This window comes from Lysobacter antibioticus (assembly GCF_000731095.1).
Taxonomy (GTDB): Bacteria; Pseudomonadota; Gammaproteobacteria; order Xanthomonadales; family Xanthomonadaceae; genus Lysobacter; species Lysobacter antibioticus_B.
This window is the reverse complement of record NZ_JMTZ01000028.1, coordinates 1-12,310: the sequence shown is the minus strand read 5'-3', so window position 1 is coordinate 12,310 and position 12,310 is coordinate 1. Positions and strand designations below refer to the sequence as shown.

The following is a 12,310-nucleotide window of genomic DNA, read 5'->3' as shown; positions in this document are numbered from 1 at the left end:
AACGCTCTCTCCGTTTCCGACCTCCACCCGGCGCAAGCCGGGTTTTTTTGCTGCGTTCCCGGTCGCAGCGCTGCAAGAGCAGGGGCGGCGGATCGGAAAGCTAAGACCACGGCCATGAATGGGCGGGCAGGCGACGCCGTCTGTCTGTAACCGTTAAAACGGTGTTGACAGGTTCGATAGGGCGCGCATAACCTCTAAAAACACATTCAGAGGTTATTCGCATGCGCCTCGCGATCGGACCTGCCGTGCTCGGCGCGGCCTTGTCTTCGCTGCTGCCGGCCTGCGCGCAGCCTCCCGCCGCGACGCCTGCAGCCTTCAAGTCGGACCCAGCCGCCATCGTCGTCATCGATGCGCCCAGCAACCTGGGCTTGCGCCCGCCGGCGCCGGGTGTCGAGCCGGGCGTGCGTAAATTGCCCGAGGCCCTGCGCGCGACCGGGCTGTTGCAGCGCCTGCGTGCCCACGATGGCGGCCACGTCGATGCGCCGCCTTATTCGCCCGCTGCCGATCCCGCGATTGGCTTTCGCAACGGCGCCGCCCTGCGCGACTACAGTCAGACCCTGGCCGACCGCCTGATGCCGCTGCTGGCCCAGGACCGGTTCGTGCTGGTGCTCGGCGGCGATTGCAGCGTGCTGATCGGCAGCGGTCTGGCCCTCAAGCAGCGCGGCCGCTACGGCCTGGCCTTCATCGATGCTCACGACGATTTTTCCTTCATCCGCGACCGCCGCCGTTACCACGGCTTGTTGACCGCGGCCGGTCTCGATCTCGGCCTGGCGACCGGGCATGGCCCGGCGGCGCTGTCCGATCTGCGCGGCCGCTCGCCGTACTTCCGTACCGACGACGTCGTCCACCTGGGGCGGGTGGTGGCCGACCAGGACCGCATCGACTACGAGGTCGAGAGTTTCGAGCGTTCCGGCATTCATGCCATCGACGCCGAGGCGATCCGCCGTCTCGGCGCCGAACGCGCCGGCCGCGAGGCGCGCGCGCGGCTGGAGGCGATGCCGACCGACGGTTACTGGATTCACCTCGATGCCGATGTGCTGGCCGAACGGGTGATGCCGGCGGTCGACTCGCCGAACCCCGGCGGCCTCGACTTCGATCAGTTGCGCGCCGTGCTCGCCCGATTGCTCGCCAGCCCGAAAGCGGTCGGTATGGAGCTGACGATCTTCGATCCCGACCTCGACCCCGACGGGCGCCTCGCGCGGCGCCTGGCCGACACCGTCGCGAGCGCGTTCGAAGACAGCGGCCGTTGGCCGCGGCAAGGCGCTGCAGCCACCGCATCGTCCGCGCCGGCACGCTGAGGCGTCACCGTGCAGCGACGCAGCTTCCTGCTGACCAGTGCCGCCGCGATGACCTGGTTGTCGGGGCCTGCCGCAGCGCCGATGCCGGGAGGCAAAGTCGTCGATGAAACCGCGCCGGGTTCGCCGACCGCGTCCGACGGCGAATCGATCCGCGCCGCACAACCGCACCCCATCGCTGCCGCGACCCGGCTGCTGTTCGTCAGCGGCCAGATCCCGGTCGACGCGCAGGGCGAGGCGCCGCAGGATTTTTCCGGACAATACGCTCTCGCTTGGGCCAACCTCGAGACGCAGCTGCGCGCGGCCGACATGGACCTGCAGCACCTGGCGAAGCTGACCGTCTTCCTCGCCCGCGCCAGCGACCGCAAGCGCGAACGCGAGATTCGCCGCCGCCTGTTGGCCGGCCGTGCCGATCCCGCGGTCAGCGTGGTGGTGACCGGTATCTACGACGAAGCCTGGCGCATCGAGATCGAGGCGATCGCGCTAGCCTGAACACGCCAGCGGCGTCGATCAGGCGTCTTCGCCGCCCGCGCTCCAACGACCGCTGCGCTGCAAGGCGCGGTACTCGCGCGGCGCCATGCCCACGGTGGCCTTGAACTGGCGCGCGAACGCGCTCTGGTCGGAGAAGCCGCAGGACTGGCCGACCTCGGCGATGCTCGCCTCTTCCTGCAGCAACCTCATTGCCGCTTCGATGCGGATCTTGGTCAGGGCCTGTTGTGGGGTCAGCTGGAACACGCGCTGGAAATGGCGTTCCAACTGCGCGACCGACAGCTTGGCCAGTTCGGCCAGCGCGGTCACGCGCAGCGCGCCGGCGAAATGCGCCTGCATGTGTTCGGTGACCCGGCGCAGGCGTTCGTAGGTCGGGTGATGGCCGTCGGGCGCGCCGAGGTCGCGCGACAGGCCGACCAGGCCTGTGCGGCCGTCGGCCAAAGGCAACGGGCGCTTGCCGGTCAGGCACCAGCCCGGTTGCCGGTTCGGGAACAAATGCACTTCGAGCTGGTTCTCGATGGTCTCGCCATCGAGCACGCGCCGGTCCTGGATCGCATAGCGGCCGCCGAGGCGGGCTGGAAACAGCTCGGTGACGTCGCGGCCGATCACGTCCTCGCGCCGCTTCAGGCCGAGCCGGCGCACCAGGGTCAGGTTGGCGTGGCTGTAGCGGCCGGACGCGTCCTTGGCGAAGAACACCACGTCGGGCAGGGCGTCGCACAGGGTCTGCATGAGGTCGGCGGGAATCTGTAGGGACATGGCGGCCTGCTCCGGGCGGTTCCACAACGATAGCCCGATTATGCCGAATTCCGCATCCATGGCCGGCAAGGATTCCTAGACGCGCGAGGCCGCCGACGCGAGCATGGCGGCATGCACAGCCTAGACATCATCGACTCCCACACCGGCGGCGAACCGACCCGGGTCGTGGTTGCCGGCTTCCCCGATCTGGGCGCCGGCAGCCTGGCCGACAAGCGCGAGCGCTTCCGTGCCGAATTCGACCACTGGCGCCAGGCCATCGCCTGCGAGCCGCGCGGTTCCGACACGGTGGTCGGCGCCTTGCTGCTGCCGCCGAGCGAGCCCGAAGCCGCCGCCGGAGTGATTTTCTTCAACAACGTCGGGTACCTGGGCATGTGCGGCCACGGCACCATCGGCCTGGTGCGCACCCTGCAACACCTCGGCCGGATTCAGCCGGGCCGGCACCGCATCGAGACGCCGGTCGGCACCGTCGGTGCGGAGTTGCACGAGGACGGCCGGGTCTCGGTCGACAACGTAGAAAGCTGGCGCCATCTGGCCGGCGTACGCGTGCAGGTGCCGGGCTACGGCGAGGTAGTCGGCGATGTCGCCTGGGGCGGTAACTGGTTCTTCATCGCCCGCGTCGCGCGGGTGATCTCGCTGCTGCACCAGCGCGAGCTCAGCGATTATTCCGAAGCGATCCGGCATGCGCTCGAAGCGGCGGGCGTGACCGGCGCCGACGGCGCGCCCATCGACCACATCGAACTGGAAACGCCGTCGACCACGCCCGGTGTCGACGCGCGCAACTTCGTCCTGTGCCCGGGGCTGGCCTACGACCGTTCGCCGTGCGGCACCGGCACCAGCGCCAAGCTGGCCTGCCTCGCCGCCGAAGGCAAGCTCGCGGCGGATGCGGTGTGGCGCCAGGAGAGCGTGCTCGGCAGCGTGTTCGAAGGGCGCTATCGCCCGGGCCCGCGCGGCGTCCTGCCGACCATCACCGGCAGCGCCCACATCACCGCACACGCGCAGTTGTTGATCGACGAAGCCGACCCCTTCGCCTGGGGCATCGCGGCGAAGTGACCGGCATGAGCGCAGCGCCTTCCAACAGCTACGACCTGATCGTGGTCGGTGCCGGCATCGTCGGCAGCGCCTGCGCCGAGCGTGCCGTGCAGGAAGGGCTGCGGGTCGCCGTGGTCGAGCCCGGCCCGGTCGGCGGCGGTGCCACCGCGGCGGCGATGGGGCATCTGGTGGCGATGGACGACGACCCGGCCGAGTTGGCCTTGTCGCGGTATTCGCTGGCGCTGTGGGAACGCTTCGCCGATCTGCCCGAAGCCGAATTCAGCCGTTGCGGCACCTTGTGGGTCGCGCGCGAGGCGCGCGAGTTCGACGGCGTCGCCGCGAAGATCGCGCGCCTGGCCGCGTCCGGCGTTCGCGCGCAGCGAATCGGCGCCGACGAGTTATACCGACTCGAACCCGGCCTCACCCCGGGGCTGTGCGGCGGCATGTTGGTCGCCGACGAGGCGGTGGTATATCCGCCGCGCGTCGCCCAGCATCTGTTCGAGCGCGCCCTGCAGGCCGGCGCTACGGGGTTCCTGGGGCGTCGTGCCGTCGAGCTGAGCGCCAACGGTGCGCGCCTGGACGACGGCAGCGAATTGGTCGGTCCGGTCCTGGTCGCGACCGGTTGCGCCGTGCCCGAATTGTTGCCGCAGTTGCCGATGCGCGCACGCAAAGGGCATCTGGTCATCACCGAGCGCTACCCCGGGCGGGTGCGCCATCAATTGCTCGAACTCGGCTATGCCGACAGCGCCCACGGCGATGCCGACAGCAGCGTCGCCTTCAACGTGCAGCCGCGTCCGACCGGGCAGATCCTGATCGGCTCCTCGCGCGAGTTCGGTGTCGAGGATCGCGCGGTGTCGCTGCCGATGCTGCGGCGCATGCTCGACCGCGCTTTCGCGTTCCTGCCGATGTTGCGCGAGTTGCAGGCGCTGCGGGTGTGGACCGGTTTCCGGCCGACCACGCCCGACGGCCGGCCCTACATCGGCGCGGTCGCCGACCGGCCGCGCACCTGGGTCGCGGCCGGTCACGAAGGGCTCGGTGTGACCACCGCGCTGGGTACGGCGCAGCTGTTGCTCGACCAGATGCTCGGCCGCGCGCCGGCGATCGATCCTGCGCCTTTCTTGCCGGAGCGTGTCCTGCAGGAGCGTGCGCTGCGATGAAACGTCCGAGCGTGCAGTTGTCGATCGACGGCATCGCCGTCGAAGTGCCGGTCGGGGCCAATGTCGCCGCGGCCGTGGCCCAACTCGGTCTGCGTTTTCGCCGCTCGCGCAGCGGCGAGACGCGTGCGCCGCTGTGCGGCATGGGCCTGTGTTTCGAATGCCGGGTCAGCATCGACGGCGTCGCCCATCAACGCGCCTGCGTAGTGGTGGCGCGCGACGGCATGCAGGTGCAGCGCGATGACTGAGCCCTGCGACGTGCTGGTGATTGGCGCCGGCCCGGCCGGGCTGGCGGCGGCGCGCGCCGCGGCGAGCCACGGCGTCAACGTCGTGCTGGTCGATCTGCAGGCGAATCCGGGCGGGCAGGTCTGGCGCCACGACGTGCGCAAATCCGCACCGGCCGCCGCGCGCCTCGCAGTGGCGGAGATGCGCGCGCGCAGCAATCTGCATTGGCTGCCGCAGGCGCAGGTCGTTGCGACCGCGCCTGGCCGGGTGCTGATCGAAGAAGCCGGCCTGGTGCGCGAAATCGAATACGGCGCCCTGGTGCTGGCCACCGGCGCGCGCGAACTGTTATTGCCGTTCCCGGGCTGGACCTTGCCCGGCGTCACCGGCGCCGGCGCCCTGCAGGCCCTGGTCAAACAAGGCTGGCCGATCGCCGGCAAGCGCGTGCTCCTCGCCGGCAGCGGCCCGCTGCTGTTGGCCTCGGCCGCGACCTTGCGCCGACACGGCGCGCAGGTGCTGGCGATCTGCGAACAGGCGCCGGACGCGGCGCTGATGGCGTTCGCCTCGCAGTTGTGGCGCTGGCCGGGCAAGTTGCTGCAGGCCGCGGCGTTGCGCACGCGCCTGGCCGGTGTGGCCTATCGGCGCGCGAGCTGGGTACGCGCCGTGCACGGCGACGAGCGGGTGCGCGAAGTCGAGATCGCAAGCGCGCGCGGAGTCGAACGCATCGCCTGCGACCAGGTCGCGGTCGGCTACGGCCTGGTGCCGAACACCGAACTCGCCGCGCAGCTGGGCTGCGCGCTCGAACTCGACGGTCGCCATCCGCGCGTGCGCGTCGACGAGCGGCTGATGACCAGCGTCGACGGCGTGTACGCAGCCGGCGAAGCCTGCGGCATCGGCGGCGTCGATGTCGCGCGTGTCGAAGGCGCGATGGCCGGTCACGCCGCCGCCGGCGCAGACGATGCCGCGCGTGCGCTGCGTCCGCGCCGTCGCCACGCACGCGCCTTCGCCGCTCTGTTGCCGCGTTACTTCGACCTGCGCGACGACGTGCGCAAGCTCGCCGAGCCGGCCACGCTGGTATGCCGCTGCGAGGACGTGGCGTTGGCGCAGTTGCAAGGATATTCCGACGCGCGCGCGGCCAAGCTGGCCACGCGTTGCGGCATGGGCAGTTGCCAGGGCCGCATCTGCGGCACGGCGCTGACCGAGTTGGGTCTGCTGGTGCCGGCGACGCGTGCGCATGCCGCGCGGCCGCCGGTTTTTCCCACCCGGCTGGCCAGTTTGGCCGCAGCCGGTTCTTGTTCCGATCGTACTTTCCTTACCGAATCCAAAGGGTCTGTCTAATGAGCAATGCTTCGTTCTGGCGTGGCGTCATCCCCGCGATCACCACCCCGTTCCGCGCCGACGGTGCGATCGATCACGCCTTCCTCGCCGAACACGCGCGCACCTTGATCGATGCCGGCTGCGTCGGCATCGTGCCGCTGGGTTCGCTCGGCGAAGCGGCGACGCTGAGCTTCGAGGACAAGCTGGCGATCCTGCGCACCCTGGTGCAGGCGCTCGACGGCCGCGCGCCGGTGATCCCCGGCATCGCCGCGTTGTCGACCGACGAAGCCGTGCGCTTGGCGCGCGAGGCCGCGGCGATCGGCTGTGCCGGCCTGATGGTGCTGCCGCCGTACGTGTATTCGAGCGACTGGCGCGAAATGAAGGCGCATGTGCGCGCAGTGATCGAAGCGACCCCGCTGCCGTGCATGCTCTACAACAATCCGATCGCCTATAAGACCGATTTCGTGCCCGAGCAGATCGCCGAACTCGCCGCCGAACTGCCGAACCTGCAGGCGGTCAAGGAATCCTCGACCGATGTGCGCCGCTTTGCCGCGATCCGTTCGCTGCTGGGCGAGCGCCTCGACCTGCTGGTCGGCATGGACGATGCGGTGGTCGAGGGCGTGGCGATGGGCGCGACCGGCTGGATCGCCGGCCTGGTCAACGCCTATCCGAAAGAATCGGTGCAGTTGTTCGAACTCGCCCGCGACGGCGGTGCGCGCGCCGCGGCCGATCTCTACGCCTGGTTCCTGCCGCTGTTGCGCCTGGACACCGTGCCGAAGTTCGTCCAACTGATCAAGCTGGTGCAGGAGCGCGTCGGCCTGGGCAGTGAGCACGTGCGCGCGCCGCGCATGGTCCTGGTCGGTGCCGAGCGCGACGCCGCGCTCGCCGTGATCGAGCGCGCCATCGCCGCGCATCCGGGCCGCTGAGATGGGCGCGCGCGAACCGGTACTGATCGAAGGGCGCTGGCAGGCCTCGCGCGATGCCGGCGGCGATTTCCGCGCCTTCGATCCGACCCGCGGCACGCCGTTCGGACCGGCGTTCCCGGTGTCCGGCGCGGCCGACGCCGAGGCCGCGCTGGCCTCGGCCTGCGCCGTCGCCGACGAACTGGCCGCGGCCGATCCCGAACGCATCGCCGATTTCCTCGAGGCGTATGCGCTCGGCATCGAACACGACGGGCCGGACCTGGTCGCGCTCGCGCATCTGGAAACGGCGCTGCCGATCGAACCGCGTCTGGCCAAGGTCGAATTGCCGCGCACCACCGGGCAGTTGCGCCAGGCCGCGCGGGCGGTGCGCGAGCGTTCGTGGACCCAGCCGATCATCGACACCGCGGCCGGTCTGCGCAGTCATCTCGCGCCGCTGCACAAACCGGTGCTGATCTTCGGGCCGAACAATTTCCCGTTCGCCTTCAACGCGGTGGCCGGCAGCGATTTCGCTTCGGCCATCGCCGCCCGCAACCCGGTCATCGCCAAAGTGCATCCCTCGCACCCGGCGACCAGCCAGCGTCTGGCCGAACTCGCCCACCGCGCCCTGGTCGAGGCCGGCTTGCCGGCCGCGGCCTTGCAGGTGCTGTATCACCTCGACCCCGCGCACGGGCTGGCCCTGGCCGGCGATGCGCGGCTCGGTGCGCTCGCCTTCACCGGCAGCCGCAACGCCGGCCTGGCGCTGAAGGCGCGGGCCGACGCGGCGGGCGTGCCGGCCTATCTGGAACTGTCCAGCGTCAATCCGGTGTTCTTGCTCGAAGGCGCGCTGCGCGAGCGCGGCGACGCGTTGGCGCAGGAGTTCTTCGCGTCCTGCACCATGGGCACCGGTCAGTTCTGCACCCATCCCGGCATCGTGGTGCTGCCGCGCGGCGCCGACGGCGATGGCTTCGTCGCCGCAGCCGCGGCTTCGTTCGCGCAGGCCCCGTCCGGGGTGATGTTCTCGCGCGGCGTGCTCGATCATCTGCAGCAAGGGCTCAGCGATTGGCGCGAGGCCGGCGCGGAACTCGTCGCCGGCGGCGCCACCGCAGAAGGCGAGGGGTATCGCGTGCAACCGGCGCTGCTCAGCGTCGATGCGGCGACGTTCCTCGCCGACCGGCGCTTGCAGAGCGAGGCCTTCGGGCCGGTGAGCCTGGTCGTGCGCGTCGACGGTATCGAACAGGCGGTAGCGATCGCGCAGGGGCTCGAAGGCAATCTGACCGGCACCATCTATGCCGGCGAACCCGACGCCGCCGACGAGGCCCGCCTGGCGGCGAGCCTGCGCCCGCGCGTCGGCCGCCTGATCGCCAGCCGCATGCCGACCGGCGTCGCAGTGAGTCCGGCCATGCACCATGGCGGGCCCTACCCGAGCACCGGCCATCCCGGCTTCACTGCGGTCGGGTTGCCGGCGGCGATTCGCCGCTTCGCCGCCTTGCATTGCTACGACCACGTGCGCGACGAATTGCTGCCGCTGGAGTTGCGCGACCGCAATCCCGGCGGCATCGCGCGTCAGGTCGACGGCCGCTGGACCTACGACGACCTTGGAGCTGCGCCTTGAATCAGATCGGTGGTTTGACCCTCGAGCAGGCGCGTGCCGGCCTGCAACCGTGGAGTGAGCGCGCACCGGCGATCGGCGCCCACGAGTACGCGCAACGCATCGAGCGTGCGCGCGAGCTGATGCGGCGCGAGGGCTGCGAGGCCTTGCTGATCACCGCCGGCACCTCGCTGCGTTATTTCACCGGGGTGCCCTGGGGCGCCAGCGAGCGCCTGGTGGCGATGCTGCTGACCCTCGACGGCGACCCGGCGGTGATCTGCCCGGGCTTCGAATCCGGCTCGCTTTCGCACGTGCTCAAGATCCCGGGCCAATTGCGCCTGTGGGAAGAACACGAAGACCCCTGCGCACTCGTCCTCGACACGATGCGCGCGCGCGGCGCCGCCCGGCTGGCGCTCGACCCGGGCGCGCCGTATGCGGTGTTCACCGCCTTGCGCGCGCTGGCGCCGACGCTCGACATCGTCGATGCGAGCGCCATCGTCGACGGTTGCAGGGCACGCAAGACCGAGGCCGAACTGGCGTTGATGAAGCAGGCCACGGCGATGACCCTGCAGGTGCACCGGCTCGCCGCCGGCCTGGCCGACGAGGGCGTGAGCACGGCGACCTTGCGCCGTTTCATCGACGAGGCGCATCGCGCGTTCGGTGCCGACAACGGTTCGACCTTCTGCATCGTCCAGTTCGGCGAAGCGACCGCGTACCCGCACGGCATTCCCGGCGAGCAGACCCTGCGCGAAGGCGAACTGGTGTTGATCGACACCGGCTGCGCGGTGCAGGGCTATCAGTCCGACATCACCCGCACCTACATCTGCGGCCGTGCCGGCGCCGAGCAAAAGCGGATCTGGGACCTCGAACTCGCCGCGCAACGGGCCGCGTTCGATGCGGTGCGCCCCGGCGTCAGCGGCGAAGCGGTCGATCAGGCCGCGCGCACGGTGCTCGAACGCGGTGGCCTGGGCCCGGACTATCGTCTGCCCGGCTTGCCGCACCGCACCGGGCACGGCTGCGGCATGAGCGTGCACGAGACGCCGTATCTGGTCCGCGGCAACCGGGTCGGGCTGGAGCCCGGCAACTGCTGCTCGAACGAGCCGATGATCGTGGTGCCCGGCCAGTTCGGGGTGCGGTTGGAGGATCACTTCTACGTGACCGAGAACGGCGCGGCCTGGTTCACCCCGCCGTCGCTGGCGATCGACCGGCCGTTCGCCGATTGAGTCGCCGGCGGCGTTGAGTCCGCTGGCGACCACCGGGCTTCCTCTGCACGGGCCGCCTGCCGCGCCGGTATCGGCGGTCCCCCCGGGCGGCCCGTTCAGAGGGGGAAGCCATGGCGCGGATCGGCATCGGCAGACACTTCAGGCACATCCGCGTTCGCGCGGATTGCCGCATGATGGCCCGCATCCGTCCGAATCCCGAACGAGTCCCGCGATGATTTCGATCCGAACTGCTCCGCCGCGCGCGCCCCTGGCCGCTCTGACTGCCGCCTTGTTGCTCGGCCTGAGCCTGGCACCGGCTTTCGCCGCCGAACCGCCCGCCACCGCGGCGCCGTCCGCGTCCGCGGCCGATGAGGCGAGTGCGCGCGACAGCGAAGCCGGCGTGCGTTTCAAGGCGCTGTACACGCGCGAATGGAAATGGCGGCAGGCGCAGTTCGCCGGCGGCGACGACGAAGACGTGCAGGGCCAGGCCTCGAGCCGTCTGCCCAAGGTCGACCTCGCCACTCAGGCCGAGCGCGAGCGTTATTGGGCGCAGGTGCTGAAGGAACTCGACGCGATCGACAAGGCGCAGCTGCGCGGCGAAGACCCGGTCAACTACGAGGTGTTCCGCCAGCAGATCCAGAGCCTGCTCGCCAACCAGCGCCTGCGCGGTTGGGAGATGCCGTTCAACAGCGACAGCGCGTTCTGGACCAACCTGGGTTTCACCGCGCGCCGTCCGATCCGCGACGCCGAAGGCTATCGCCGTTACCTCGGCCAGCTGCGCGACATCCCGCGTTATTTCGACGAACAGATCGACAACATGCGCGCCGGTCTGGTGCGCGGCTACAGCGTGCCGCGCGTGACCCTGACCGGGCGCGACGCCTCGATCAAGGAAGTAGTCGACGCCAAGCTCGACGACAACCTGCTCTACACCCCATTCAAGCAGATGCCGGCGAACATGCCGGCGGCCGAACAGACCCGCTTGCGCGCCGAGGCCGCCAAGGCGATCGACGAGCAGGTGCTGCCGGCGTATCGCAAGCTGCTGGCCTTCATGCAGGACGAGTACATGAAGCAGGCTCGCACCACGCTGGCGGCCGAGGCCATGCCCGACGGCGAAGCGCTGTACCGGGCCAAGATCCGCGAATACACCACGCTCGACTTGCCGCCGGCGCAGATCCACAAGATCGGCCTGGAGGAAGTGGCGAAGATCCGCGCGCAGATGGACCAGACCATCGCTAAGACCGACTTCAAGGGCACGTTCCCGGAATTTTTGCACTACTTGCGCACCGATCCGAAGTTCTACCCGAAGACCGGCGACGAATTGCTGATGCGCGCCTCGTGGCTGGCCAAGCGCGTCGACGGCCAGATCGGCAACTACATCGGCCTGCTGCCCCGCCAGCGCTTCGCGATCCGGCCGGTGCCCTCGGACCTGGCGCCGTTCTACACCGCCGGCCGCGGCGGGCGCGACGTGTACCTGCTCAACACCTACGACCTGCCGTCGCGGCCGCTGTTCAACCTGGCCGCGCTGACCCTGCACGAATCCGCGCCCGGGCATTCCCTGCAGACCTCGCTCGCCGCCGAGCACGAAGGCCTGCCGGACTTCCGCCGCTACACCTACATCTCCGCCTACGGCGAAGGTTGGGCCTTGTACTCGGAGAAGCTCGGCATCGAGATGGGCCTGTACGACACGCCCTACGACTACTTCGGCTATCTGACCTACCAGATGTGGCGCGCGAGTCGGCTCGTGGTCGACACCGGCATCCACCACCTCGGCTGGAGCCGCGAACGCGCCCAGGCCTTCCTGCGCGACAACACCGCGCTCAGCGAACATGAAATCCAGACCGAGGTCGACCGCTACATCGGTTGGCCGGGCCAGGCGCTGTCGTACTACCTCGGCCAGATGAGCATCGAGCGCGCGCGTGCGAAGGCCGAACAGGCGCTCGGCCAGGACTTCGACATCCGTGCCTTCCACGATGCGATTCTCGCCCTGGGTTCGGTGCCGTTGCCGGTATTGGAGCAGCGTGCCGATCGTTTCATCGACGAGAGTCGCGCGAAGGCGGCGCAGCGGGCGAAGACCGCCGCTGCGGCGGCTGCGAAGCCTTGATCGGTCGTTGTATCGATTAGCGGCATGGGTACGTCGCTTCTCCTGTAGGAGCGGCGTGAGCCGCGATAGGAACGCGCAGAACCCGCACTGCCGTTGCCGCTGATCGAAATCTCGAAACTATCGCAGGGTAGGAGCGACGCGAGTCGCGACTGCGCGGTCTCCCGCTGCGGCGTTTGCTGCCGCAGACTCGTAAAGCAAAATCTAAAGCTTCCGTCCGCTGACGCGGCCGGGTTACTTTCTTTTGCTAAGCCCAAA

At 69.7% G+C, this 12,310-nt stretch carries 11 protein-coding genes; 10 read left to right on the top strand and 1 reads right to left on the bottom strand.

Going from position 1 to position 12,310, the window contains the following annotated elements:
- The first annotated feature begins 221 nt into the window (after positions 1 to 221).
- Positions 222 to 1,298 (top strand): arginase family protein, encoded by a 1,077-nt coding sequence (locus tag EX88_RS0110415; RefSeq protein WP_051884914.1) that lies wholly within the window; start codon positions 222 to 224, stop codon positions 1,296 to 1,298.
- Between the two features lie 9 nt (positions 1,299 to 1,307).
- A complete protein-coding gene (locus EX88_RS24490) occupies positions 1,308 to 1,787 on the top strand; it encodes a RidA family protein (protein WP_051884912.1) in 480 nt (159 codons plus the stop codon).
- 18 nt (positions 1,788 to 1,805) lie between these two features.
- Here EX88_RS24490 and EX88_RS0110405 read toward each other — a convergent pair whose 3' ends face one another.
- Positions 1,806 to 2,540, bottom strand: coding sequence for an AraC family transcriptional regulator (locus EX88_RS0110405; RefSeq protein WP_031371929.1), 735 nt, complete (start codon positions 2,538 to 2,540; stop codon positions 1,806 to 1,808).
- Between the two features lie 111 nt (positions 2,541 to 2,651).
- Here EX88_RS0110405 and EX88_RS0110400 point away from each other — a divergent pair, with 111 nt between their 5' ends.
- The 8 genes from EX88_RS0110400 to EX88_RS0110365 all read left to right on the top strand — a co-directional run bounded on the left by EX88_RS0110400 (position 2,652) and on the right by EX88_RS0110365 (position 12,055).
- On the top strand, positions 2,652 to 3,590 hold the full coding sequence (locus EX88_RS0110400; RefSeq protein ID WP_031371928.1) for a 4-hydroxyproline epimerase: 939 nt from the start codon (positions 2,652 to 2,654) through the stop codon (positions 3,588 to 3,590).
- A gap of 5 nt (positions 3,591 to 3,595) precedes the next feature.
- The gene (locus EX88_RS0110395; RefSeq protein WP_031371927.1) at positions 3,596 to 4,726 is read left to right on the top strand and encodes an NAD(P)/FAD-dependent oxidoreductase; all 1,131 of its coding nucleotides are present in this window, start codon (positions 3,596 to 3,598) and stop codon (positions 4,724 to 4,726) included.
- Positions 4,723 to 4,971: a 2Fe-2S iron-sulfur cluster-binding protein gene (locus EX88_RS0110390; protein ID WP_031371926.1), complete on the top strand. Its 249-nt coding sequence runs from the start codon at positions 4,723 to 4,725 to the stop codon at positions 4,969 to 4,971. Before EX88_RS0110395 ends, EX88_RS0110390 begins: the two co-directional genes overlap by 4 nt.
- A complete protein-coding gene (locus EX88_RS0110385) occupies positions 4,964 to 6,283 on the top strand; it encodes an NAD(P)/FAD-dependent oxidoreductase (RefSeq protein WP_031371925.1) in 1,320 nt (439 codons plus the stop codon). The genes EX88_RS0110390 and EX88_RS0110385 overlap by 8 nt, the downstream gene beginning before the upstream one ends.
- Positions 6,283 to 7,188, top strand: a complete 906-nt coding sequence (locus tag EX88_RS0110380) for a dihydrodipicolinate synthase family protein (RefSeq protein WP_031371924.1) — start codon at positions 6,283 to 6,285, stop codon at positions 7,186 to 7,188. Before EX88_RS0110385 ends, EX88_RS0110380 begins: the two co-directional genes overlap by 1 nt.
- A 1-nt stretch (position 7,189) precedes the next feature.
- Positions 7,190 to 8,776 carry an aldehyde dehydrogenase (NADP(+)) gene (locus tag EX88_RS0110375; RefSeq protein WP_031371923.1) on the top strand — a complete coding sequence of 529 codons (1,587 nt, stop codon included), beginning with the start codon at positions 7,190 to 7,192 and terminating at the stop codon, positions 8,774 to 8,776.
- Positions 8,773 to 9,975, top strand: coding sequence for a M24 family metallopeptidase (locus EX88_RS0110370; protein WP_031371922.1), 1,203 nt, complete (start codon positions 8,773 to 8,775; stop codon positions 9,973 to 9,975). Before EX88_RS0110375 ends, EX88_RS0110370 begins: the two co-directional genes overlap by 4 nt.
- Positions 9,976 to 10,186: 211 nt before the next feature.
- The gene (locus EX88_RS0110365; protein WP_051884909.1) at positions 10,187 to 12,055 is read left to right on the top strand and encodes a DUF885 domain-containing protein; all 1,869 of its coding nucleotides are present in this window, start codon (positions 10,187 to 10,189) and stop codon (positions 12,053 to 12,055) included.
- Positions 12,056 to 12,310 lie beyond the last annotated feature (255 nt).